22 protein-coding genes and 1 other RNA gene are annotated in these 25,107 nt (G+C 33.7%); 8 read left to right on the forward strand and 15 right to left on the reverse strand.

Annotated features, from left to right (window positions below; all coding sequences use genetic code 11):
* Nucleotides 1-113 precede the first annotated feature (113 nt).
* Nucleotides 114-427: RNase P RNA component class A (gene rnpB / locus QZZ51_RS02935), an RNA gene on the forward strand.
* On the opposite strand, the gene QZZ51_RS02940 is transcribed toward rnpB, so the two are convergent.
* The 5 genes from QZZ51_RS02940 to QZZ51_RS02960 form a co-directional block, all read right to left on the reverse strand.
* The gene (locus QZZ51_RS02940) at nt 425-2,638 is read right to left on the reverse strand and encodes a multiheme c-type cytochrome (RefSeq protein WP_291865643.1); all 2,214 of its coding nucleotides are present in this window, start codon (nt 2,636-2,638) and stop codon (nt 425-427) included. The two genes, rnpB and QZZ51_RS02940, sit on opposite strands and share 3 nt — an antisense overlap.
* Before the next feature lie 199 nt (nt 2,639-2,837).
* Nucleotides 2,838-3,317: an OsmC family protein gene (locus QZZ51_RS02945; RefSeq protein WP_291865646.1), complete on the reverse strand. Its 480-nt coding sequence runs from the start codon at nt 3,315-3,317 to the stop codon at nt 2,838-2,840.
* A 23-nt stretch (nt 3,318-3,340) separates the two neighbouring features.
* Nucleotides 3,341-3,895 (reverse strand): RsmD family RNA methyltransferase, encoded by a 555-nt coding sequence (locus tag QZZ51_RS02950; RefSeq protein WP_291865648.1) that lies wholly within the window; start codon nt 3,893-3,895, stop codon nt 3,341-3,343.
* Nucleotides 3,895-4,728 carry a DUF3822 family protein gene (locus tag QZZ51_RS02955; protein WP_291865651.1) on the reverse strand — a complete coding sequence of 278 codons (834 nt, stop codon included), beginning with the start codon at nt 4,726-4,728 and terminating at the stop codon, nt 3,895-3,897. The genes QZZ51_RS02950 and QZZ51_RS02955 overlap by 1 nt, the downstream gene beginning before the upstream one ends.
* Nucleotides 4,706-5,356 (reverse strand): hypothetical protein, encoded by a 651-nt coding sequence (locus tag QZZ51_RS02960; RefSeq protein WP_291865654.1) that lies wholly within the window; start codon nt 5,354-5,356, stop codon nt 4,706-4,708. Before QZZ51_RS02960 ends, QZZ51_RS02955 begins: the two co-directional genes overlap by 23 nt.
* Nucleotides 5,357-5,457: 101 nt before the next feature.
* Between QZZ51_RS02960 and QZZ51_RS02965 the strand changes: the two genes are divergently transcribed.
* From QZZ51_RS02965 to QZZ51_RS02990, 6 genes are read left to right on the forward strand one after another with little or no spacing between them, the layout of a single operon-like run.
* Nucleotides 5,458-6,891 carry an ATP-binding domain-containing protein gene (locus QZZ51_RS02965; protein ID WP_291865657.1) on the forward strand — a complete coding sequence of 478 codons (1,434 nt, stop codon included), beginning with the start codon at nt 5,458-5,460 and terminating at the stop codon, nt 6,889-6,891.
* Between the two features lie 29 nt (nt 6,892-6,920).
* On the forward strand, nt 6,921-7,487 hold the full coding sequence (locus QZZ51_RS02970; RefSeq protein ID WP_291865660.1) for a DUF4126 domain-containing protein: 567 nt from the start codon (nt 6,921-6,923) through the stop codon (nt 7,485-7,487).
* A 33-nt stretch (nt 7,488-7,520) separates the two neighbouring features.
* Entirely contained in the window at nt 7,521-8,234 is a 714-nt protein-coding gene (gene kdsB, locus QZZ51_RS02975; RefSeq protein WP_291865712.1) for a 3-deoxy-manno-octulosonate cytidylyltransferase, read from the forward strand.
* Nucleotides 8,225-8,923, forward strand: a complete 699-nt coding sequence (locus QZZ51_RS02980; RefSeq protein ID WP_291865663.1) for an HAD family hydrolase — start codon at nt 8,225-8,227, stop codon at nt 8,921-8,923. Before kdsB ends, QZZ51_RS02980 begins: the two co-directional genes overlap by 10 nt.
* A gap of 7 nt (nt 8,924-8,930) precedes the next feature.
* Nucleotides 8,931-10,058: an iron-containing alcohol dehydrogenase family protein gene (locus QZZ51_RS02985; RefSeq protein WP_291865666.1), complete on the forward strand. Its 1,128-nt coding sequence runs from the start codon at nt 8,931-8,933 to the stop codon at nt 10,056-10,058.
* Between the two features lie 52 nt (nt 10,059-10,110).
* Nucleotides 10,111-10,653 carry a 1-acyl-sn-glycerol-3-phosphate acyltransferase gene (locus QZZ51_RS02990; protein ID WP_291865668.1) on the forward strand — a complete coding sequence of 181 codons (543 nt, stop codon included), beginning with the start codon at nt 10,111-10,113 and terminating at the stop codon, nt 10,651-10,653.
* Between the two features lie 75 nt (nt 10,654-10,728).
* Here QZZ51_RS02990 and QZZ51_RS02995 read toward each other — a convergent pair whose 3' ends face one another.
* The 8 genes from QZZ51_RS02995 to thrA all read right to left on the reverse strand — a co-directional run bounded on the left by QZZ51_RS02995 (nt 10,729) and on the right by thrA (nt 20,059).
* Nucleotides 10,729-11,439 (reverse strand): YebC/PmpR family DNA-binding transcriptional regulator, encoded by a 711-nt coding sequence (locus QZZ51_RS02995; protein ID WP_291865670.1) that lies wholly within the window; start codon nt 11,437-11,439, stop codon nt 10,729-10,731.
* A gap of 75 nt (nt 11,440-11,514) precedes the next feature.
* Nucleotides 11,515-11,802: a 4a-hydroxytetrahydrobiopterin dehydratase gene (locus tag QZZ51_RS03000; protein WP_291865673.1), complete on the reverse strand. Its 288-nt coding sequence runs from the start codon at nt 11,800-11,802 to the stop codon at nt 11,515-11,517.
* 17 nt (nt 11,803-11,819) lie between these two features.
* The gene (locus QZZ51_RS03005; RefSeq protein ID WP_291865676.1) at nt 11,820-12,641 is read right to left on the reverse strand and encodes a sugar nucleotide-binding protein; all 822 of its coding nucleotides are present in this window, start codon (nt 12,639-12,641) and stop codon (nt 11,820-11,822) included.
* A gap of 3 nt (nt 12,642-12,644) precedes the next feature.
* Nucleotides 12,645-13,559, reverse strand: a complete 915-nt coding sequence (locus tag QZZ51_RS03010; RefSeq protein ID WP_291865679.1) for a glutaminase — start codon at nt 13,557-13,559, stop codon at nt 12,645-12,647.
* Nucleotides 13,559-14,644, reverse strand: coding sequence for a glycine cleavage system aminomethyltransferase GcvT (gcvT, locus tag QZZ51_RS03015; RefSeq protein WP_291865682.1), 1,086 nt, complete (start codon nt 14,642-14,644; stop codon nt 13,559-13,561). The genes QZZ51_RS03010 and gcvT overlap by 1 nt, the downstream gene beginning before the upstream one ends.
* A 745-nt stretch (nt 14,645-15,389) precedes the next feature.
* Nucleotides 15,390-16,685 (reverse strand): threonine synthase, encoded by a 1,296-nt coding sequence (gene thrC, locus QZZ51_RS03020; RefSeq protein WP_291865685.1) that lies wholly within the window; start codon nt 16,683-16,685, stop codon nt 15,390-15,392.
* Nucleotides 16,686-16,688: 3 nt separating this feature from the next.
* Nucleotides 16,689-17,612, reverse strand: a complete 924-nt coding sequence (locus QZZ51_RS03025; protein WP_291865687.1) for a homoserine kinase — start codon at nt 17,610-17,612, stop codon at nt 16,689-16,691.
* 2 nt (nt 17,613-17,614) lie between these two features.
* Nucleotides 17,615-20,059 carry a bifunctional aspartate kinase/homoserine dehydrogenase I gene (thrA, locus tag QZZ51_RS03030; RefSeq protein WP_291865689.1) on the reverse strand — a complete coding sequence of 815 codons (2,445 nt, stop codon included), beginning with the start codon at nt 20,057-20,059 and terminating at the stop codon, nt 17,615-17,617.
* A gap of 259 nt (nt 20,060-20,318) precedes the next feature.
* On the opposite strand from thrA, the gene QZZ51_RS03035 reads away from it, so the two are divergent.
* Nucleotides 20,319-21,860: an NAD(P)H-hydrate dehydratase gene (locus QZZ51_RS03035; RefSeq protein ID WP_291865693.1), complete on the forward strand. Its 1,542-nt coding sequence runs from the start codon at nt 20,319-20,321 to the stop codon at nt 21,858-21,860.
* A gap of 7 nt (nt 21,861-21,867) precedes the next feature.
* On the opposite strand, the gene QZZ51_RS03040 is transcribed toward QZZ51_RS03035, so the two are convergent.
* Both QZZ51_RS03040 and QZZ51_RS03045 read right to left on the reverse strand, forming a co-directional pair.
* Complete coding sequence (locus QZZ51_RS03040) at nt 21,868-22,269, reverse strand: STAS/SEC14 domain-containing protein (protein WP_291865695.1); 402 nt, start codon at nt 22,267-22,269, stop codon at nt 21,868-21,870.
* Nucleotides 22,270-22,451: 182 nt separating this feature from the next.
* On the reverse strand, nt 22,452-25,001 hold the full coding sequence (locus QZZ51_RS03045; protein ID WP_291865697.1) for an ATP-dependent Clp protease ATP-binding subunit: 2,550 nt from the start codon (nt 24,999-25,001) through the stop codon (nt 22,452-22,454).
* Between the last annotated feature and the right edge of the window lie 106 nt (nt 25,002-25,107).

The following is a 25,107-nucleotide window of genomic DNA, read 5'->3' on the forward strand; positions in this document are numbered from 1 at the left end:
TTATGCTACTCTATCAAAGTGCGAATTACAAATATAAAAATAGCTGTAGATTTTGTGCTTCATTTAAGTAATAATAGCAACATATTTATCAACAATTGAGTTACATTTGTCCCCAAGCAGGTCTCCTTATCGCTGTTCGCCTTGTGTGAAGAGAGGAAAGTCCGGACACCATAGTGCAGTATAGCGGGTAACACCCGTCTCCCAATTTATTGGGACGGACAAGTGCAACAGAAAGTATGTACAGGTAATGCTGTAGTGAAACCAGGTAAACTCTATACGGTGAAACGTCACGTAAATCAGTGTTCGAGGGCAGCACGTCCGAGCTGAAGGGTAGGCGGTTAGAGCCTTTGGGTAACCACTGGCCTAGATAAATGATAAGGATTTGTTTTATACAAAGACAGAATCCGGCTTATGACCTGCTTTTTTATAATCTAGAATTTATATTATCTAACAACTGTTTGTAAGCAGGGTTGTCGGGAAATGATTCTAGTAAAAAAAGAGTGGTGTTTTTTGCTCCTTGCGTATTGTTCGTATTAATTTGATTAATAACTTTTAAATATAAAAGACGCTCACTGTTGGGAACTTCTTTTAACCCCTTTTCAATTACTGTCCTTGCGTCCTTATATTTCTGTTGTTCTTGTAGTTTTATACCGTAATTATAGAACGCATTAATTAGGATAGGCTTTTTTTCTGTAGCTAATTTTAAGTATTGTATAGATTTTTGTGGTTGGTTAATTTCATTGTATAATAAGCCTAGCATAAAATGTGGATAACTCGAATGTGGCTCTTGAGAAGCCACCTTTAAGTAAAGCTCTTCAGCTTCTTTCGTTTTTCCTTGATTATATACAATTAAAGCTAAATTTAATCTTGAAAGATTGTAATAATTGTCAATGAAAATTGCGTTTCTATAGGCTTTTTCTGCAGCTGTTATGTCTCCTTTTGCGGCATGTAATAACCCAATTTTATGTTGTCCTGAGGGGAATTCGGAATTATTTTCTAATGAATTTTTAAGTTCTTTATTTGCTTTTTTGTATTCTCTATTTTGTGGTAAAGGAATGTTATTTGCCGCATAGAATTGGGCTGCAGATATTCTAACAGATCGTATGGAATCTAATAATAAGGGTTGAATATAATTATTGGTATACTCGTTTGCATTTATTTTTTCTAATACAGCCACCGCTTCTTTTCTTACTAAAGGAGAACTGTCATTTATAAAATGTAATATGTTGTTAATGTCTTGTTCAGATAAGTTTTGGTTTGCGTAATTGTAAAGAGCTGTGGCTCTAATTATTTCTGGGTAATTAGAGTTTTTTAGGATGGAGTGATAAGCATCAAAATTGCCATTAGTTCCTTCTAATAATAAATTGGAATAATGATTTTGGTCTGGTTCTCCAAATTTCAATTTTAAGAAGTTACTTGCCCAAACAGGACTTTTGTCTGTGTGGCACTTGTTGCATGCATTGGGTGTGTCGTATTTTATGCTTTGGTCTGGCCTTGGTACTCTAAAGCTATGGTCTCTTCGATAATCATTACCCATGTACGTTTTTCCATCCATATGGCAGTTTATGCATAAAGAAGCAGGAGTATCTTTTTTATGAAAATGATGCTCGGGTTCGTTGTAGGTAGGGACATGACAGCTTAAGCATAAATCGTTCCCCTGTTTTTTTAACTTTAAGGAGTGTACATCATGGCAATCTTTACAAGACACATTGTTGTGGTACATTTTGCTTTGTACAAAAGAGCCGTATACATATACTTCATCTTTTATCTGGCCGTCTAATTCATACAGAGGGTCAATGATTAAAGAAGGTGCGTAATGATCTAGATAGTGCCCTGTATAATCAAAATAGTCGGTATGTTGTGTGCGCCTAGAATGGCATCTTGCGCATTTCTGCACCACTTCTTTACTATCCATGTTTTTTGTCATGTATAACTCGGGAGGCACCGTACTTTTAGATTTATTTTTGTAAAACTCTACATGTTTACTAGCTGGGCCATGGCAGGCCTCACAACTTACATTTATAATACTATACGTTGTTTCGTAGCTTTGGGTGTTAGAATCGTATTTTTTTTGAAGATTAGTAGAGTGGCAATCTGCACACATGGAATTCCATGACATACTTCCGCCACTCCAATGCATCCATTCATTGTGTTCAATTACTAAATTTGGTTGCAGATTAAACCATATGTTCTTATTGCTATCCCAAGCAACCATTAGGCATTGGTAGCTCCCGTTAGGGAAGGCGATTAAATATTGTTGTAAAGGAAAAACTCCAAAAGTATATTTTATTTTAAAATCTTGGTATTTGCCATTTCCTCCTTCTGTATTTACGTAAAAATTATTCCCTTTTTTTGTAAAAAGATAGTTTACGCCTTTGCTTTTAAAAGTAGTAGTATTAAAATCACCAAGAACAGTTGTAGAATCGGCAATTTGCATGGCTAAATCATGGTCTGAGTTTTCCCAACGTGCATGTTCGTCATTGTGGCAAGATATGCAGGTCTCTGTGCCTGCAAAATGAGGAGTTATTTTTGTAGTGCTTTTTTCTTTAATTGGTACATATCCTTTGTCTTTGCAAGAAGTATTAAAGATGGCAAAAAGTGCAATAATTAATAGAGGTAGAATATTGTTTTTTGCCATTAGAATAGCCTTTGTGTAAGTAATTACCTGAAAAATATTTTATCTAAAAAGGGTAAACAAAACAAAGAATAAAAGTACGCTTATATAGTGAAATAATAGAAAAGTATTACTGCTTTTTTCTATAAAAAGAATAGTGTATCTATTCGGAAAAAATAGGAAGTAATATAGGTAGTATATTTTTTAAGAATGTTTTTTTTAGCTAAAAATCCTCTTTAATAGTAATATTACAATTGTGCTTAATTTTAAAATTACAAGAATTAGCAATAAAACACATTTTGTTAGCTTCCTCGTGTAATTCTAGAGCTTTCGTTTTTTTTTGATTATTAGTTATAGTAATGGTAGGGTTTAAGGTTACGCTCGTAAATTGTCCACTGCCATTCGGTTTTTCTTCCATTATTCCTGTGGCATTATCGTAATAAGAAGTGATAATTATATTGTGAGCAGAACATAAATGGAGATACCAAAGCATATGGCAAGAAGAGATGGAGGATAAGAATAAATCTTCAGGATTGTAACGTGTTTTATCTCCTAAGAAGGAGGGGTCAGAAGAGCCATCTATTTCCGAAGATTTATGATCTCCAGATATACTATGGTTTCTATTGTATGTTTTGTAGTTTTTTGTTCCAGAACCTTCGTTGCCAGTCCACTCAATTTTAATTTTGTAATTGTGTTTTTTCATAACAAAGAATGTAGGTTAGTTTTTTATTGGTCAGTACCTTTTTTAAAAAAACTAAAAACACTACCACCATATCTTCTTTCGTTATTAAAATTATCTAAGGAAGATAAGTCGGTGTGTTTGGAGTGTTCTATAATTAGCAAACTGTCATCGTCATCAACAAGTAATTCGTTAGTAAAAACTAACTCCGGTAACTTCGCAAAGTCTTCGAAGGGTAGGTCGTAAGGAGGGTCAGCAAATATTATAGTGCTTTTTTGTTTTACATTTTTTAAAAAGGAAAATACGTCGCTCTTAATAGTGTTAATATTAAAATCTAATTCCTCAGAAATTTTATCAATATACTTTACGCATCCGTGATTAGCATCTACTGCAGTTAGTTGTGTTGTTCCTCTCGATGCAAATTCAAAGCTGATATTTCCAGTTCCAGCAAATAAATCTAGTAGAATAACATCTTCTAAGTAGTAGGTGTTGTTTAAAATATTAAACAGAGCTTCTTTTGCCATGTCCGTGGTGGGTCTAACAGGTAATTTTTTGGGAGCTTGTAAATATCTTCCTTTGTGTTTTCCAGAAATTATGCGCATTATAGGGCGTTTATAACAGTGAAATCTATAGACTCAGTGTTAGATTCTTCAATAGGATGGTATGGGTTGTTTGGAATAAAAAGAGTTATATTTTTTATGTATTTGTAGCAAATATTATACAGAGCATCTTCTTCTTCAATAGAGCCAAAAAGTTTTAAAAGGATAGTTTCAGGATCTAAATGTAGTTGCTCTAAAGTAAAAAGAACATAGTATATAAAATCTTCTTTGGTGTTGTAGTCGAAACAGTTATGTAATTTTAATTTTTTATTAGTAACAACGGTAATGTCCATTTGTTGTTCGGAAACATGAATATAGCATGTTTCTTCTTTTTGAGAGTGTAAATTATTTAAAAGAGTGTGCACCATTACAGTACTGTGGTGTTTATATGTAAATTCACCAAAGAGGTCATATATATAGTTGTTTATGTTCATAAAAGGGACATAAACCGTAACTATTTCCTGGTTGTCTATTTCGTCGTAGGCTAATAAATCGTTTTCTAAAATTTTGGTGTTATAAGCTAAGTAGCTTTCTAATTCATTAGAATTAAATAGGGGGCTTGGAACCAAACTAAAAAGCGAGTTTTTATGTATAACAATTACTTCTGAGAATTCTTGGGAGTGTATTTTGTTCTTTTCTAGAATAGGTTGTAATTCTTGAAGTAAGCTATATGGATTTAATTCGTTATTAAATAATACATTTTTCGATTGTAGTATCTTATTATTTATTGTGTCTATAACACAAAAAGAAAGTCCATTCAAGCTAACTTGAATGGACAATTTCTTAAAATTTTTATTACCTGTGATGATTCTATTATTTGTTTTTCTTTTTGTCATAGATAGGAGGCCAGTTTCCACTAGTGCTAACTTCGTCCAAAGATCCAACTTTAATAGAAGAACCGTTAACTTCTTCAACACTCATTTGACCATTTTCGCGATCAAGAAGTGTTTTAGGTTGATCAGATAAAACTATACTTTTTTCCACTTTCGCTTCAAAAACAGGGGCTTTGTACCCGCTTTTTTCAATTACCGCAGATTTCATAGTGAATTTCTCCCCTTTTGTTGCTCCAGGTACATTCATCATAGTCTTGTAGCGGTCATCTTTTTTGAATAAAGAATCGCGAACACCAACAAAGCCTAATGTGTCTATTATTTTTACTTCTTTTAAAACATCAATTTTATAGGTTTCATCAAATTCCATATAAGAAGAATCCCTCTGTTGTGTTATAGTGTATTTACCATTTTCAACAAATTTAATAAGACTATTGAAGTCATTTGCATATTTTCCTGTAACAGTTTTATAAGCTTCTTGCGAATTTCTAATGTCTTTTAAATTAGAAATAACTTTAGCAAAACGTTCTTGTTTTACTTTTTTAAATTCGATTGGTCCTGTAACTGATTGATAAATAGCGTATCCTAATCCGATACAAGCAATCCAAAGTACAATTTGTATTATGGTCTTCATTCTGTAAGTGTTAATTATAATTCGTGGTTCTCACAAATCTACAATTTTTTTTTATTAGCAAAAGGTTTTCTCGAAAAAATCCTGATTATATTTGATGTTATATGAAATCTATGACCGATGCTTCTTTTTTCGCTTTACTAAAGTCGAAATTCCCACATGAGCCAACTTTAAAACAAATTGTAGCATTGCAAAAGCTTGCTTCTTATGTTCTATCTAAGGAGAAAAATGAAGTTTTTTTATTGCGTGGTTTTGCCGGAACAGGAAAAACAACTTTAATTGGAACTATGGTTAATAGCTTATGGGAAACAGCCATGAAAGCTGTTTTAATGGCTCCAACAGGTAGAGCGGCTAAGGTAATGTCTAACTATTCCAAAACAAAAGCTTTTACTATTCATAGAAAAATTTACTTCCCCAAAAAGCAAAGTGGAGGTGGTGTACAGTTTGTAATGGCTCCTAATAAACATAGAAATACTATTTTTATCGTAGATGAAGCTTCTATGATTCCTGATACACCTGCAGATTCTAAATTGTTTGAAAACGGTTCTTTATTAGACGATTTAATTCAATTTGTTTATTCGGGACATAATTGTAAGCTTATTTTAATAGGAGATACAGCGCAGTTGCCTCCAGTACATTTAAGCTTAAGTCCTGCTTTGGATCCGGATAAATTATCCTTAAACTATAATAAGGAGGTGGTAAAGTTAGAGCTAGATGAAGTAGTGAGACAAGCCGAAGATTCTGGCATCTTAGTGAATGCCACTTTGTTAAGAGAAGCATTAGAAGGTTCTTTTTACGATACGTTTAAGTTTAATTTACAATCGTTTGCAGATATTGTAAGACTACAGGATGGTTATGAAATACAAGAGGCTATAGATACTTCTTATTCCGAAAACGGCAAAGAAGAAACTGCCTTTATAGTTCGTTCTAACAAAAGGGCAAACTTGTATAATGAGAATATTCGGAGCAGAATTTTGTTTCTAGAAAATGAATTAGCTGTTGGGGATTATATGATGGTAGTTAAAAATAACTATTACTGGCTTAAGCCAGAATCTGAAGCTGGTTTTATAGCGAATGGTGATATTATAGAGATTTTAGAAATTTTTAGGTTTAAAGAAATTTATGGATTCAAATTTGCTGAAGTTAAAGTAGTTATGGTAGATTACCCTAATCAAAAACCTTTTGAAACAGTATTGTTGTTAGATACCATTAGTGCGGAGACTCCTTCATTATCCTATGAAGATGGTAATCGATTATACCAAGAAGTGATGAAAGATTTTGAGCATGAGACATCAAAATACAAGAAATTTTTAGGGGTTAAAAACAACAAGTTTTTTAATGCTTTACAGGTGAAGTTTTCTTATGCTATTACCTGTCATAAATCCCAAGGAGGGCAGTGGAATACTGTGTTTGTAGAGCAGCCTTATTTGCCAAATGGTATAGATAAGGAGTATTTAAGGTGGTTGTATACTGCGGTAACAAGAGCTAAAAAACAATTGTATTTAATTGGTTTTAAGAATGATTTTTTTGAAGAATAAGTATTCCTTAAATTTAGAATAGAAATAGTATGACAACAGAAACAATCTTAAGTATTTTTTTAGGAGTAGGTTTAGCTGCCTCTGTAGGTTTTAGAGTGTTCTTGCCTCTATTTGCATTGAGTTTGGCCTCTTATTTTAATGTATGGGAGCTTAATGAAAGTTGGGAATGGATAGGCAGTTTGGCAGCGGTAGTTACTCTGGGAGCAGCAACATTAATAGAGATATTTGCATATTTTATTCCATGGGTAGATAACCTCTTAGATAGTTTTGCAGTACCTTTGGCAGCTATAGCTGGTACAGCGGTAATGGTGTCTACTGTGGCCAATTTGGATCCCGTGGTAACTTGGTCTCTTGCTATAATTGCAGGAGGAGGAACAGCAACTGCTATTAAAGGAGCAGGTGCAACAACAAGGTTGGCGTCAACAGCAAGTACGGGTGGTTTGGCAAATCCAGTAGTAGCCACTGTAGAAACAGGAACAGCCATAGCAGTGACTGCAGCATCTATTTTTGCGCCTTATTTGGCAGCAGTATTGGTGATACTAATTTTAATAATCATATTCCGAATTTATAGAAAGATAAGACCTCGGAAGAGCTAATTTAATACCCAATTAAAAGTGAAAATAATAGCAATGATTCCCGCACGTTATGCTGCATCTAGATTTCCGGCAAAACTAATGCAAGATTTAGCGGGTAAACCAGTAATAGTACGGACCTATGAAGCTGCGATAAATACACAATTGTTTGATGAAGTTTATGTAGTAACAGATAGCGATATAATCTATGAAACTATAGAAAAAGCAGGGGGCAAAGTTCTTAAAAGTATCGAAGAGCACGATTGTGGAAGTGATCGTATTGCAGAGGCTGTAACCGATTTGGACGTAGATATTATTGTAAATGTACAAGGTGATGAGCCTTTTACAGATAAAGAGAGTTTGGTAAGTGTTTTAGATGTGTTTAAAAAGGATCCAAAAAAAGAAATAGATTTAGCATCCTTGATGGTAAGGATTACCGATTTAGAGGAAATAAATAATCCAAACACTGTAAAAGTAATAGTAGATAATAACAATAGAGCATTATATTTTTCGCGTTCGCCAATTCCGTATCCAAGAGATAAAGAAGTGGAAAGTGTGTATTTTAAACATAAAGGAATTTATGCCTTTAGAAAAAGTGCGCTTATGGACTTTCAACGCCTACCCATGTTAATGTTAGAGGCGGTAGAGAAGATAGAGGCTATTCGTTATTTAGAGTATGGTAAAACCATTAAAATGGTAGAAACTACAGTGAGTGGTATAGAAATAGATACCCCGGAAGATTTAAAAAGAGCAAGAGCGGAATGGAAGTAGATTATGGAAATATAAAAGTTATTGGTTTTGATGCAGATGATACTCTTTGGGTGAATGAAACTTATTTTAGAGACGCAGAAGAAGAATTTGCAGCTTTATTAGAAGGGTATGAAACCAAAAATAAGATAGATCAGGAGCTTTTTAAAGTGGAAATTAAAAACTTAGAACTATATGGTTATGGTGTTAAAGGTTTTATGTTATCTATGGTAGAAGCAGCTATGGAACTTTCGAATAATAAAGTTTCGCAAAAAACAATATCTAAAATACTAGAGATAGGTAAAAGAATGATTTCGCACCCTGTGGAATTGTTAGATGGAGTAGAAGAGGTATTACAAACGTTACAATCTAAATATAGATTAATTGTTTTAACGAAAGGCGATTTATTAGATCAGGAGAGAAAGTTAGAGCGTTCTGGACTATCTAAATATTTTCATCATGTAGAGGTATTGAGTGATAAAAAGGAAAAAAACTATTCTAACTTACTAGAACATTTAGAAATTGAAGTGTCCGAGTTTTTAATGATAGGAAACTCTTTAAAGTCAGATGTTTTGCCACTGGTTAATATAGGAGCAAAAGCTGTTCACGTTCCTTTCCATACCACATGGCAGCATGAGCAGGTAGAAGAAGTGGATGATGAGGCTGAGTTTTTAACATTGCATAGTTTAGCTGAAATAACGCCATATTTGTAAGATTATAATGGAAATTAAAAAAGAAGTAAGAGTGAAAAATTCTGGACGTAATAATCCTGTAGAATATAAGAACTTTCCAATGGTTCCTAGAGTTGTCTTTGGTAAAGGTAGTTTTGCTCAATTGAGTAAAATATTAATGCCTAAAAGAAAACATTCCGAAGCTCCATTTATTTTTTTAGTCGATGATGTTTTTGAAAATCAGGAGTTAGCAGCTAACATACCTTGTATTTTTAATGATAAAATTATTTTTATATCTGCAGAGGAAGAACCTAAGACACACCAAGTAGATGCTATTGTAGATTTAATTCGTTCCGAGTTTTCAGAGGAACCATCAGGAATAGTTGGTATTGGTGGAGGAACGCTTTTAGATTTATCAAAAGCAGTAGCAATTATGTTAACTAATGAAGGAGGTTCCGCAAACTATCAAGGGTGGGATTTGGTCACAAAACCAGCACTATATCATGTAGGAATCCCAACCATTAGTGGAACAGGGGCAGAAGTGTCTAGAACAACCGTATTATTAGGGCCAGAGAAGAAGTTAGGAATTAATTCAGATTTCACCACTTTTGACCAAGTTTTATTGGATCCAGATGTAACTAAAGGAGTGCCAAAAGAACAATGGTTTTATACCGGAATGGATTGTTATATTCATTGTATAGAATCTTTAACGGGAACATATTTAAATGCCTTTAGCCAGAGTTATGGTGAAAAATCCTTAGATCTTTGTAAAGAGGTTTTTTTAGAGGATTTAAATGAGGAAGAGTCTAGGGATAAATTAATGATGGCCTCTTGGCACGGAGGAATGAGTATAGCTTATTCTCAAGTAGGAGTAGCACATGCTATGAGCTATGGTTTGTCTTATTTGTTAGGTGTAAAACATGGAATAGGTAATTGTTTGGTATTTCAATATTTAGAAGAATTCTATCCAGATGGAGTTGCGTTGTTTTATAAAATGATGGATAAACATAATATTATTTTGCCTACAGGAATTTGTAAGGATTTGTCCGATGAACAATACAGTACCATGATAAAAGTAGCTATGGGTATGACTCCTTTATGGGAAAACGCTTTAGGAGAGAATTGGAGAGATACTATTACAGAACAAAAATTGAGGTCTATATATGAAAAAATATAATAGCTTTTCTCGATACCATAATGGAGGTTTAACCTCTATTTTATTTATTTAGATGCATAAAATAGCAAAATTTATTTATTTTAAATTATTAGGATGGAAGACCGTTGGCGATTTTCCTCAGGTAAATAAATGTGTTATTGCAGTAGTGCCGCATACCAGTTGGATAGATTTTTTTCTAGGACTACTTATTCGCAAGGTTTGGAATGAAGAGATTAATTATGTTGGAAAAAAAAGTCTGTTTAAGCCTCCTTTTGGTTGGTTTTTTAAATGGACAGGCGGTGCACCGGTAGATAGAGCCAAAAATAATAATATGGTTAGCTCCACAGCTGAGGTATTTAAAACGCGTGAAAAATTTAGATTAACATTAGCTCCAGAAGGAACTCGTGAGAAGGTAAGTAAATGGAAAACAGGGTTTTATTATATAGCGATAGAAGCAAAAGTTCCAATTGTTTTAATAGCTTTTGATTTTGGAAAAAAACAGGTAAAGGTATCTCAGCCATATACACCTACAGGTGATAAGGAAGAAGATTTTAAATCCTATGAGCTATTTTTTAAAGGAGTTAAAGGAAAGATAGAGGAGAATAGTTATAGCTAAAAAAATAGAGTATTAAAAAGAAAAAGATTTTAACAATTAAGTTAAAATCTTTTGTATATATACACCTAAATTAGGTTATTCTTGCATGGTATGATACACATTCTGTACGTCATCATCTTCCTCTATTTTTTCTAGTAGTTTTTCTACGTCAGCAGCTTGTTCTTCGGTAAGTTGTTTTGTTACTTGCGGAATACGCTCAAAACCAGAAGATAAAATTTCAAGCCCTCTAGATTCTAATTCTTTTTGAATAGAGCCAAAATTTTCAAAAGGAGCATAAATTAAAATACCATCTTCATCTACGAAAACCTCTTCTGCACCAAAATCTATTAATTCTAGTTCTAGCTCTTCTGGGTCTAATCCTTCTGCAGGAATTCTAAAGTTACAAGTATGGTCGAACATAAACTCTACAGAGCCAGAAGTCCCCATGTTACCATTACATTTATTAAAGTAGCTACGTACATTAGCAACCGTTCTAGTATTGTTATCTGTGGCAGTTTCTACTAATATGGCAATACCATGTGGAGCATACCCTTCGAACAAAACAACTTTAAAATCTCCAAGATTTTTGTCGCTTGCTCTTTTAATGGCTCGCTCTACATTATCCTTGGGCATGTTTACAGATTTTGCATTCTGTATAACTGCTCTTAATTTTGCATTTGAGTCTGGATCTGGACCTCCTTCTTTAACAGCCATTACAATGTCTTTACCAATACGTGTAAAGGCTTTAGACATAGCAGACCATCTTTTCATTTTACGTGCTTTTCTAAATTCAAAAGCTCTTCCCATGGTATTTTTGTTTAAAAGGTGTATTTACAAATTTAATAAATTTTATTGCTGCTGCAAGGGCTAAAGGGTATAGGTTTACTCACTGGTAATTATTTCTTCTATAGTGTGCGCTAATGTAATATCATTTTCTGTAATGCCATTTGCGTCATGTGTGTTAAGACGAATATTGAGTTTATTGTACACATTGCTCCAATCTGGATGGTGATTTTGTTTTTCACATTCAAACGCTATACGGGTCATTACGGAAAAAGCATCTTTAAAATCTTTAAACTCAAAAGTGGTTTCAATGGCGCCATCTATGTATTCCCATCCATCTAATTGTTTCAGGTTCTCTTGTATTTGGGCGTCTGTTAATTTTTGCATTTTTGTTTTTCTTAAAGTTAGATAATAAAATGGTGGTCTATAATATCTTGATAGGTAAATTGAAGGTTTTTAGGCAGTTTATTTGTTTTAGGTAAAACAGCCATATAACGTTCATTGTTAGTGGTAAAATTTCTTTTATAAATGGGGTTAAATGTTCCTATTCGGTCAATAACCTCTTTTATAAAATCTTCATGGTGTACTAGGTCTTTACATCCTAAATGAAAAATACCGCTTTTATTTCTGTTGATTAAATAGTGTATTTGTTGGGTTAATTTGTCATCATTGGTAACATTCATAACAAGGTTAGGGAAAACATCAATAGATTCGTTGTTTAAGATACTATTTTTAATGTCTTTAACTCTAGTAGAAGTATTACCAAAAACCATAGGAACTCTTAGGATAGCCATTTTTTCTGGAGGCAATCTCAATAGCATATTTTCAATACGTATTTTTAGACGACCATAAATACTTTCGGATAGAGTTTTGTCATTCTCATAAGACGGGTACTTACTATACGCGTCAAAAACATTGGCGGATGATATAAAAAGAAGCCTACAGTTATTTTCTTCTAGATATTCAACAATATGCTGGTGTGCTTGTATTTGAGCAGCAAAATTACCTCTAACCGCAGAAATAATTATTTGGGGTTTTATGTTTTCAAGGATGTTGTAAATATCATCCTCTTCCATATTATATTTTATAAATTGTTGGTTTTTTTCGGAAGACCTTCTGGCAGAATTATAGGTAGCGTAGGTTTTAAAGTAGGGGCAAAGTTCCTTATAAATAGCGTTGCCTATAAATCCACTTCCACCAAGGATTAAAATTTTTTTTACTTTCAACTTTTAAAAAATGGATTGCTTTGTTTTGGTTGTTAATTCCTCTAGAGCAGCCATTCCTAATTTAGAGTTTCCTTTAGGATTTAAACCAGGAGACCACGTAGCTACGCAATATGTATTTGGTAATAACGCTACGATACCACCACCAACTCCACTTTTGCCAGGGAGGCCAACTTCAAAAGCAAATTCACCTGCTTCGTCATAAAACCCGCAAGTTAGCATTAGAGCATTTATCCGTTTTACCTGATTTATGTTTAAGTAACTTTTTCCTCTTTGGCATTTTCCGTGATTCATAAAAATAAAAAATGCATTAGCCAATTGTTTACAGTTCATTTCTAGCGAACATTGATGAAAATAAAAGTCGAGCACCGTATCTACATCATTATGCAAATTACCGTACGATTTAAGTAGGTTTGCGGCAGCATAATTTCTAAAACCAGTATTTTTTTCGGATAGTGCTACTTTTTCGTTGTATTGAATAGTAGTATCATTCGTTAGTTCTTGTATAAAATTTAAAAAATCTTCTTTTGGGTTTTTTAAATGAGAAACCAATATGTCTGCTATAACAATAGCTCCGGCATTTATAAAAGGATTTCTAGGTATTCCGTTTTCAAATTCTAAAAGCGATAAATGATTAAACGGGTCACCAGAAGGTTCTACATCTATTCTTTTCCATAAGTCATCGCCTACTAAACTAAAAGAGAGGGCAAGTGTTAGTACTTTGGAAATACTTTGAATAGAAAAACTATCCAAAGCATCTCCTGTACTATAATTATTGTTATTTGCATCTACTAGGTGAATACCAAATTTATCAATGTTATTTACAGCAAGTTCAGGAATATAAGAGGCAACTACACCTTTGTTAGCAACTTTTCTTGAAGTTTTTGCTATATCATCAATTATGCTTTGGTACGCGATCATTACACTTTATAAAAAGGTAGCTTAACTACAGTTGCGGGAATAGATTTTTTACGAACTTGGATGTTTATTTTAGAGCCAACTTCTGATAAAATTTTAGGAACATACCCCAAACCAATACCTTTCCCTAAAGAAGGAGACATGGTACCGGATGTTACAATACCAATAATGTTTCCTTGTCCGTCTACTATATCGTAATCGTGTCTAGGGATTCCTCTTTCATCCAATTCAAAAGCAATCAATTTTCTTTCAAGACCATGTTTCTTTTCTTCAGCAAGAGCTTCACTATTCACAAATTCTTTGGTGAATTTAGTAATCCAGCTCAAACCTGCTTCGAACGGTGAAGTGGTATCGTTGATATCATTGCCGTAAAGGCAGTAACCCATTTCTAATCTTAAAGTATCTCTTGCGGCTAACCCAATAGGTTTAATCCCAAAATCTGCCCCAGCTTTAAAAACGGTATCCCATATTTGTTTTACGTCTTCATTTTTGCAGTAAATTTCAAAACCTCCAGAACCAGTATATCCTGTTGCAGATATAATTACATTCTCAACCCCAGCAAAATCTGCAACTTCAAAATTGTAGAATTTTATTTGTGATAAATCAATACTGGTTATGCTTTGCATAGCTTCGACCGCTTTAGGTCCTTGAATAGCAAGTAAAGAATAGTCCTCCGAAATATTACGCATTTCTGCATTAAATGCAGTGTTGTATTTAGATATGTGGGTCCAGTCTTTGTCAATGTTAGATGCGTTTACAACTAGTAAATATTGCTCTTCTTTTAATTGATATACAATTAAATCGTCTACAATTCCGCCAGTTTCATTAGGCAAACAACTATACTGAGCTTTGCCTATTGTAAGTTTAGAGGCATCATTAGAAGTTACTTTCTGGATTAAAGCCAATGCATTTGGTCCAGAAATTAAAAACTCTCCCATATGCGAAACATCAAAAACACCAACGTCTTTTCGAACGGTTTCATGTTCTATGTTAATCCCTTCATAAGAAACGGGCATGTTATATCCGGCAAAAGGAACCATTTTTGCTCCAAGAGCTTCGTGAGTAGTAGTTAAAGCAGTATTTTTCATTATTTAATTATTTTAGTCGTACAAATCTATTCAAAATAAATCATATGGAGTTGTTTAAATGCAATGGTTTTTTAGTGCTTTTAGACAGTTTTTTTAAATTAACCAGTATATTTTTAGAAGTAAAAAATGCTGTATATCTTAAATTAATAAAAAAAAATTATCAGAGTTTATTGTGTTTACGCTAAAGGGATTAACCAATTTAGTGTGCCCGTGTTTAATAAATTAATTATTCTATGAGAGTAGGTTTTAATGTTTTCTGATTGCAAGCTAAATAGTTGCTTGTTCGTGAGCAAATACAGACCATGAAGATGGTATTTGAGACATTAAATGTACTTATATTATGGCTTATTGTGCATGTAAGATGCTTAAAAGTAGAAAGCGTATGGATGGCTTACTTTGTTTTAGGCAAACACGCGAACCTTTTTAGAGTATTGCTTTTAATGGTTATAGGAAAGATGTTGATGATATTGTGAGATTGTAATTTAGAGGAGATTATAATCAGAAAAAAGGCAACTTTGGTTGTCTATATAGACGGAGAAATGGTTTTAAGAGAAAATTAAATATGAACTATTTAAAAGTTGCATTTAGGATTGTAAAAGAAGGAATATGCCATAGTGTATTCTTTTGGTTAGGTAGTTACTAGTAAAATGAAAGTTGCAATAGCTAAAATAACAACCTTGAAATACAACAAAGCCTCTTACGTTATGTTAAGAGGCTTTGTTGTATTCCTAATTCTATTCTTTTATTAGCGTTTTAATAAATGTCTTTTTAGCTCGTCATAGGTAGCTATTTTATGAGATATTTTCTCTTTATCTATTACTTTTAATATTTGAGAAGGGATGTCGATTTTAACATCCATAGTATCTTCCACAATATCTAAAAACTTTACAGGATGCGCGGTTTCTAAGAAAATTCCATACGTATCAGGGGTATTTTTTCGATACTTTTTAAGACCTAAATATCCAACGGCACCATGAGGGTCGGTAATGTATTTAGAGTCTTTATATATTTCGAGCATAGCTTTTTTTGTTTCTTCATCTGTAAAAGAATACGAAGAAAGATTTTTGGCTAAGTCTGTAAAATTATCTTTAAATAAATGACGAATTCGGATAAAATTACTTGGGTCGCCAACATCCATAGCGTTAGATATAGTTGCTGAGGATGGTTTAGGGGAGTATTCTTGCGTTCTCATAAATTCAGGTACGGTGTCATTAACATTAGTTGCTGCAACAAATTGTTTTACAGGCATACCTAAGCGTTGTGCCATTAAACCTGCGCAAATATTACCAAAATTACCACTAGGAACTGAAAATACAATCTCTTTATCTTTAGATTTTGCTTGTTTATAAGCAAATAGAAAGTAAAATAACTGCGGTAACCAGCGCGCAACATTGATTGAGTTTGCAGATGTTAACTGCATATTATTTAATAATTCACTGTCTAGAAATGCATTTTTAACCATAGCTTGGCAATCGTCGAAAGTACCACTTACTTCTAATGCAGTAATGTTTTGGCCTAGCGTTGTAAGTTGTCTTTCTTGTATATCACTAACTTTTCCGCTCGGGTATAGAATAACCACTTTAACGCCTTTTACTCCTAAAAACCCATTAGCAACGGCACCTCCTGTATCTCCAGATGTAGCGACTAAAACAGTAACTTCATTATCTTCTCCTTCCGAAAAATAGCCTAAACAATTAGCCATAAAACGGGCGCCAACATCTTTAAAAGCCATAGTAGGACCATGAAATAATTCTAATGTGGCAGTATTTTCGCTTATTTCAACTATAGGAAAATCAAAATCTAAAACATTAGATAGTATTTCTTTTAATCTATCTTCTGGAATTTCTGAAGAAACAAACTGCTTTATTGCTTGGAACGCTATCTCTGTGTTAGATAACGATTCTATGTTTTCAAAAAACGAAGCTGGTAAAGGTGTTATACTTTCAGGAAAATACAATCCTTTGTCTGGGGCAATACCTTTAATTACGGCATCTTTAAAAGATACCTTTGGCGCTTTTTTATTTAGGCTGTAAAAGTTCATTCTTTAATCTATTATTTTTATTCCTTGGGTGTTAATTTTTGATACATGTATATCGAAATCAATGCCAATATTTTTATATACTTCTCTCATAGCTTTTGCAACTTTGTTTGCAGTTTCTTCGCCTTTACTAAACGTGAATATAGAAGGTCCAGAACCAGATATTCCACATCCTAGTGCTCCAGCATTTAAAGTTTCTTTTTTTATATTATCGAAACCTGGAATTAAAATGGAGCGTATAGGTTCTATGATATGGTCTTCTAGAGATCTACCAATTAAATTATAATCTTCCATAAACAAGCCAGCAACTAATCCACCAACATTTCCCCATTGTTTAATGCCATTTTCTAGAGAAATAGTTGTCTTTAGAATTTTTCTAGAATCGGCAGTTTTAACTTCAATTTGTGGGTGAATAACTGTAGCGTATAATTCTGGCGGACTTTTTATAGGGATGATGTCTAGCGGCGTGTAGCTACGAACCAAAGTAAATGCTCCAAATAGGGCAGGAGCAACATTGTCTGCATGCGCTACACCACTTGCTAAACGCTCTCCTTCCATTGCAAACCTAACTAATTCGGTTTTAGAAAACGGACATCCTAATAAATGGTTCATTGCCCAAACGGCTCCTGTAGAGCTTGCTGCGCTACTGCCTATGCCGCTACCAGCTTTAATTTTTTTATAAATTTCTATCTCAAAACCACCATTATAATCGGCTTTTTCTAATAATGCTACACCTGCTACACCAGCAACATTTTTTTTCGTTTCGAGAGGTAAATTTTGCCCTTCTAGTTTAGTGATTTTAATGCCGGCTTCTTTTGTTTTACGAACTACCATTTCGTCGCCAACAGAATCTAAAGCAACTCCGAGTACATCAAAACCACAGGAGATGTTTGCTATTGTAGCCGGACAAAAAACTTTTATTTCTTCCATGCTTAAAAATTACCTATTCTAATAATATCAGCAAAAATTCCCGAAGCAGTAACATCTGCACCAGCACCAGCACCTTTTATAATCATTGGTTGGTTAGGGTACCTTTCTGTGTAAAACAAAACAATATTGTCGCTACCTTCTAGATTGTAAAAATCGTGTCCTTTGGGTATTTCTTGTAACCCAACACTAGCTTTACCATCTTCATATTGAGCAACGTATTTTAGCTTGCTGTCTGCATCTTTCGCTTTTTTATAAATAGCTTGGAAAGAATCTTCATGTTTAATTAAAGAAGTAAAAAAGTCCTCATTGTTTGTTGTGTCTAAACTTTCTTGTGGTAAAAATGGGTTGTTGACTATGTCATCAATCTCTAACTGATTACCACTTTCTCTTGCTAAAATTAAAATTTTACGCATTACATCAACCCCACTTAAATCAATCTTTGGGTCTGGTTCTGTGTAACCCTCTTCTTGTGCTTGTTTTACAATGTTATGGAAGGTGGTTTCATCATTAAAATAATTGAAAACAAAATTTAAACTACCAGAAAGAACAGCTTGTATTTTTAATATTTTATCGCCAGAAGCAATTAAATGTTTTAGTGTATCTATGATAGGTAAGCCTGCACCTACATTAGTTTCGAATAAGAAAGGAGCGTTATATTCTCTAGCTAATCTTTTTAGTTCTTTATAATTGTCAAATTTAGAAGAACATGCAATTTTGTTACATGTAACAACAGAAATGCTGTTTCCTAAATATGTGTTATAGGTTTCAGATACTTCTGCACTAGCAGTGTTATCAACAAAAATGCTGTTTCTGTAATTAAGAGTGTTAACTTTCTCAAAGAATTTTTGCTTATCGGCTTTTTCTCCTTTTACTAGTGAATTTTCCCAGTTATTTAGGTTAATTCCATTCTCATCAAAAAGCATGGTTCTGGAGTTCGAAATTCCAATAACTCTTATGTTTAGTTTTAAATTTTCTTTTAAATAGTCTCTTTGCTGTAAAACTTGCTTTAAAAATTTAGCCCCAACATTACCAACTCCCATTACAAATAGGTTGAGTTGCTTTACGTTTTCTTCAAAAAACTCTTCATGTAAGGTGTTTAATGCTTTTTTTACATCTTCTTTTTTAATAACAGTAGATATGTTTCTTTCCGAAGCTCCTTGCGCAATTGCTCTAATATTGACATTGTTTTTTCCAAGAGTACTAAACATTTTTCCGCTAAGACCTTGGTGACTTTTCATGTTGTCACCAACTAAAGCAACAATGGCCAAATCTTTCTCAGGGATTACGGGGTTTATTTTACCTCTTTCAATTTCATATTCAAAAGCACTATTTACAATTTCAACAGCTTTTTCAATATCATCTGCCGAAATACCAACACATATAGAATGCTCGGAAGATGCTTGTGTGATTAATACTACGCTAATATCTGCTTGCGATAGAACTTCGAAAAATCGTTTAGAAATACCAGGAATACCTACCATTCCAGAACCTTCTAAAGATAGTAATGCAATATTTTCAACACTACTAATACCACGAACAGTTTTTCCCTTTTCGTTTTTCGTTTTTGTAATTAAGGTACCTTCATTATCTGGTTCAAAAGTATTTTTTATGCAAATAGATATTCCTTCAGCTAATACAGGTTGTATTGTTGGTGGGTATAGTACTTTAGCTCCAAAATGAGAAAGCTCCATTGCTTCTTCGTAAGAAATATGAGGAATAGCTTTTGCTTGGTGAACCAATCTGGGGTTAGCGGTGTACATACCACTTACGTCTGTGTAAATTTCTAGAATATCGGCTTTTACAGCAGCAGCATAAATAGCTGCGGTATAGTCAGAACCTCCGCGGCCTAAGGTCGTAGAATTTCCGTTTTCCGATGATGCAATAAATCCAGGAGTTACAACGACTGTACTTTTTGTATTGGTAAAGAAATGAAGGCTGTTTTTATAAGTTAGATTAAAATTAACAACTGCTTTTCCGTTTAAGTCGTTTGTTTTTATAAGCTCTCTACTGTCTTTGTATTCCGCATTTAAGCCTTCTTGTTTAAAATACTCACTAATAAGATAGGAAGATAATAACTCACCATAACTCACAATTTTATCAGATAGTTTTGGGGTTATTTCCCCTATTAAGAAAGCGCCCTCTAGTAAGGTCTCTAAAGTGTTAAGTTCACTTTTTACTTTACTTAGAATAGAGCTTTGGTTTTTTACGTCTATAAGCTCTTTGACAGTAGATAGGTGTCTTTCTTCAATATCAGTAATAACTTGCTTGTAGGTTGCATCCTGGCTGGCTGCTAAATCGGCTGATTTTAGAAGTAAATCTGTTACCCCTCCAAAAGCAGAAACAACAACAATGTTTTTTTTGCTTTTACTATTATTAATTATGTTTTTTACTAGATCTATATTATTTGCGTTGGCTACGGAAGTACCGCCAAATTTTAAAACTTTCATTATGTAATGGGATTAACTTGTACTGAATAAGTGAGTTGCGTGTAAAACGCGTAAAATGGACGTATATGTAGTAGCTTACCCCAATGGGGTAATTGTACCAATTGTAGTTGTACCATTGGTCAATGAAGAAAATAATATGTCCGTTATTTTGTCGTACATGATTCTTTGTGTGTCTCAAAAGTAGTACATTTGGTTTGCTAATCAAATGTTTCTAGTGATTTTTGCGAAATCCTCACTATTTGCTTAATAATTGTATTGAATGAAACTTTTTACTGCTCAGCAAATATATGCTGCTGATAAATTCACAATAAATAAACAAGAAATTGCTAGTGAGGCTTTAATGGAGCGTGCTGCAACTCAGATTTTTAATTGGATGCATCTGCGTATGCAAGGTGCTCCTGTAAAAATTCATCTCTTTTGTGGAATTGGTAATAATGGAGGTGATGGAATGGCATTAGCTCGTCATTTGCAAGAGCATGGTTATAATATAGAGGTGTATGTTATCAATTATAGTGAAAAGCGCTCTAAGGATTTTTTAATCAATTTAGATAGGTTAAAGGACCGTAAAATATGGCCTAATTTTATGGATTCGGATTGCGAATTTCCAGAGATTGGTAAAGATGATATTATTGTAGATGCTATTTTTGGTATTGGACTAAATAGAGAGCCAGATGGTTGGGTGGTGAATTTAATAGAACATTTACATAAGTCGGAGGCTTTTGTACTTTCTGTAGATATTCCTTCGGGACTGTATACAGATAAGACTCCTTCTAATGAAAAAGCAGTCGTAAAGGCTAATTATGTGTTAAGTTTTCAAGCGCCGAAACTAGTTTTTTTCTTGCCTGATACAGGGGTTTATGTAGGGCAATGGGAAGTTTTAGATATTGGTTTGGATCCAGAGTACTTAGTTGAAACGGAAGTAGAGTATGAAATTATTGGAAAGAATGAAGTTTTACCGTTGTATAAGCCACGGGAAAAATTTTCGCATAAAGGAACGTATGGTCACTCTTTAATAATCGGAGGGAGTTATGGGAAGATAGGAGCCCCAATTTTAGCAACAAATGCTGCTTTAAAAATTGGTAGTGGATTAGCAACTGCATATCTGCCAAAATGTGGGTATATACCAATGCAAACTGCTCTTCCAGAAGCTATGGTATTGACAAATTCGGAGCAGATTATTGAAGATATTAGTTTTGATATAGAGCCATCAGTGATTGGTATTGGTGTTGGTTTAGGAACGGAAAAAGAAACAGTAGTTGCTTTCACTAAATTTATAGAAGCGAATAAGTTTCCGTTGGTTATAGATGCAGATGCTTTAAATATTTTATCGGATAATAAAGAGTTATTAAAGAAACTACCAAAGAATTCGATTCTTACGCCTCATCCTAAAGAATTAGAACGATTAATAGGGGAATGGAAAGGAGATTTTGATAAGCTTAAGAAAGCAAAGGCTTTTTCAGAAAAGTATGCCTGTGTTCTTGTTATAAAAGGAGCAAATACAATTGTTTTGTTTAAAGGTAAGGGCTATGTAAATACTACAGGTAATCCGGGTATGGCAACAGCAGGAAGTGGCGATGTATTGACGGGTATAATAACAGGGTTGTTAGCTCAGGGTTATGACGCTCTGGGTGCGTCTATCTTCGGTGTTTATTTGCATGGTAGAGCAGGAGATATAGTTGTAGAGCAAGTGGGGTACCAGTCTTTAATGGCAAGTGATATTGTAGCGGCTCTTGGAGACGCTTATATAGATTTGTTTAAAGTTCCCGAGCAACCACAACCACAACAGGAGGGAGAAGAATAGCAATAATTTATTTTGCTTTTATTCTTTTTTTTACCCATACTAAGGCATTGTCATATTCTATGTAAAACTTCATAGCTTTTTTATAGAAAAGTTTTTCTATGTTAAAGTTATGCATGTCTATTTCTTTAACAGATACTATAGCAAATGCTTTTAGGTTTTCTAGCTCTCGTATATAGCTATATATAGTTGGGTCTATAGCATATGAGTTTTTGCGATAGCTAATGTATCCAAAGTTTTTGTTTCTAAAGTGAATTTCGGAAATACCTATAATTTGATACGCTTTTTCTAGTGTAAGTGTGGCGCCTTCATCAAAAATAGAAACCATATAGTTGTCATATACTTGAACTTTTCCTATCTCTAGCTGGTATTCTTTTACTACAATTTTTTTCTTCGCCAAATCCACTTTCATGTATTATATATTACAATATTCTAAGCGAATGTACTGGTAACTCAAGGCTTATGGTAATAAATTAGACTAAAGGCTTAAATTTCGTTTATACTGCTTTTGGTGGTAGTTGAAAATATATTTACATAAAAAAAGGAGCTACAACTTGTAGCTCCTTTTTTTTAAATATTTGTACGATGTAATATTTATGCTTCCGAAGATTTTTTTGCTTTTTTAATTTTAATAGTAAGCTCTTCTTTTTTCTTGTCTAAATCCATAAATATACTATCGCCTTCTTCTAGTTTAGAATTTACAATTTCTTCAGCTAGGGTATCTTCAATATACTTTTGTATGGCTCTTTTTAAAGGTCGTGCACCGTACTGTTTGTCGAAACCTTTTTCTGCGATATAATCTTTAGCCTCATCTGTTAGGTCCAGGTGGTATCCTATATCTTTGATTCTAGCGTATAATTTACGTAGTTCAATATCAATAATTTTATGAATATCTGCTCTTTCTAATGCGTTGAAAACAACTACGTCGTCTATTCTATTTAGAAATTCTGGGGCAAAAGCTTTCTTTAAAGCATTTTCGATAACACCTTTTTGGTGTGTATCTGCTTGCGATTTTTTAGCCGCAGTACCAAAACCAACGCCTTGTCCAAAGTCTTTTAGTTGACGGGCTCCAATGTTAGAGGTCATTATTATAATTGTATTTCTAAAATCAATTTTTCTACCTAAACTATCGGTTAAGAACCCATCATCTAATACTTGTAGCATCATATTAAACACATCAGGGTGTGCTTTTTCAACTTCATCTAATAATACAACGGAGTAAGGTTTTCTTCTAACTTTTTCTGTCAATTGACCACCTTCCTCGTATCCTACATATCCTGGAGGTGCGCCAACCAATCTAGATATAGCGAATTTTTCCATGTATTCACTCATATCAATTCGGATAAGAGCTTCTTCAGAATCAAACAATTCTTTGGCTAAAACTTTAGCTAATTGTGTTTTACCAACACCAGTCTGACCTAGGAAAATAAAGGAGCCTATTGGTTTGTTAGGGTCTTTAAGTCCGGCTCTGTTTCTTTGAATTGCTTTAGCAACTTTAGCAACAGCTTCGTCTTGTCCAATTACGTTCGACTTAATTAACTCTGGTAATTCTGCTAATTTATTACTTTCTGTTTGTGCAATTCTATTAACAGGTATACCGCTCATCATAGAAACTACATCTGCTACATTATCTTCAGATACCGTTTCTTTGTGGAGCTTGCTGTCATCTTCCCATTTTTCTTGGGCAACAGCTAGGTCTTTTTCTATTCTTTTTTCGTCGTCGCGTAGTTTGGCAGCTTCTTCATATTTCTGCTTTTTTACAACGCTGTTTTTTAATATTTTAACATCTTCTAGTTGCTTTTCTAGCTCTAAAATTTGTTTAGGAACATCCATATTTACGATATGTACTCTTGATCCCGCTTCATCCAAAGCATCAATGGCTTTGTCTGGAAGAAAACGGTCTGTCATATACCTATTAGTTAGCTTAGCGCAAGCTATGATTGCTTCATCGGTGTAAGTTACATTATGGTGGTCCTCGTATTTCGATTTAATGTTTTGTAGAATTTCAATTGTTTCTTCAACAGTTGTAGGTTCTACAATCACTTTTTGAAAACGTCTTTCTAGGGCGCCATCTTTTTCAATATACTGTCTGTATTCATCTAGTGTTGTGGCTCCAATACATTGAATTTCACCTCTTGCTAAAGCAGGTTTAAACATGTTAGAAGCATCTAAACTCCCGGTAGCGCCACCAGCACCAACAATGGTGTGTATTTCGTCAATAAAAAGAATAACATCATCATTTTTTTCTAGCTCGTTCATAACGGCTTTCATGCGTTCTTCAAATTGCCCACGGTACTTTGTTCCGGCAACTAAAGAAGCTAAATCTAATGTTACAACTCTTTTATTGTATAGTATTCTAGAAACTTTTTTATCGATAATTCTTAAAGCTAATCCTTCGGCAATGGCACTTTTGCCAACGCCAGGCTCTCCAATTAAAAGAGGATTATTCTTTTTTCTTCGACTTAAAATTTGAGAAACACGTTCTATTTCTTTTTCTCTACCAACAACAGGGTCTAATTTGTCTTCTTCTGCCATTTGTGTTAAATCGCGTCCGAAATTATCTAAAACTGGTGTTTTAGATTTTTTATTTCCTTTAGGGGTAGATGTATTTCCGAAGGAGCTTTCTTTACCTTCATTAGTATCTTCGGAATCACTTGGGAATGATTCTGAGGTAGGAGAGTCTACAATATCATCATCACTAGTAATCATAAATTTAAATTGTTCTTTAACCCCATCATAGTCTACTTTTAATTTTTGAAGTAATTTGGTTGTTGGGTCATTCTCATTTCTTAAAATGCAAAGTAATAAATGAGCTGTATTTATAGAAGAACTCTGAAATAGCTTAGCTTCTAAAAAAGTAGTTTTTAGAGCACGTTCTGCCTGTCTTGTCAGGTGTAAGTTCTTTTTGTCTTTTTGTATACCACTAGGGTTTGGGTTAGATGGGCTTAGAATTTCAACCTTTCTTCTTAAATGATCTAAATCTACATCTAAAGCATCCAAAATATTAATTGCTTTTCCATTTCCGTCTCGTAATAATCCAAGCATAAGATGTTCTGTTCCAATGAAATCATGGCCCAGCCTTAATGCTTCTTCTTTACTGAAGGCTATTACATCTTTTACTCGTGGTGAAAAATTATCATCCATATAATTATTGTATCAGCTATAAAATTACTAAATCTAGCTTAAACATAAGCAATTACTGTACCTATATTCGTTAAACTATATCTAAATGACGAAAAAAGTATGGAAT

This window comes from Maribacter sp. (assembly GCF_016744255.1).
GTDB lineage: Bacteria > Bacteroidota > Bacteroidia > Flavobacteriales > Flavobacteriaceae > Maribacter_B.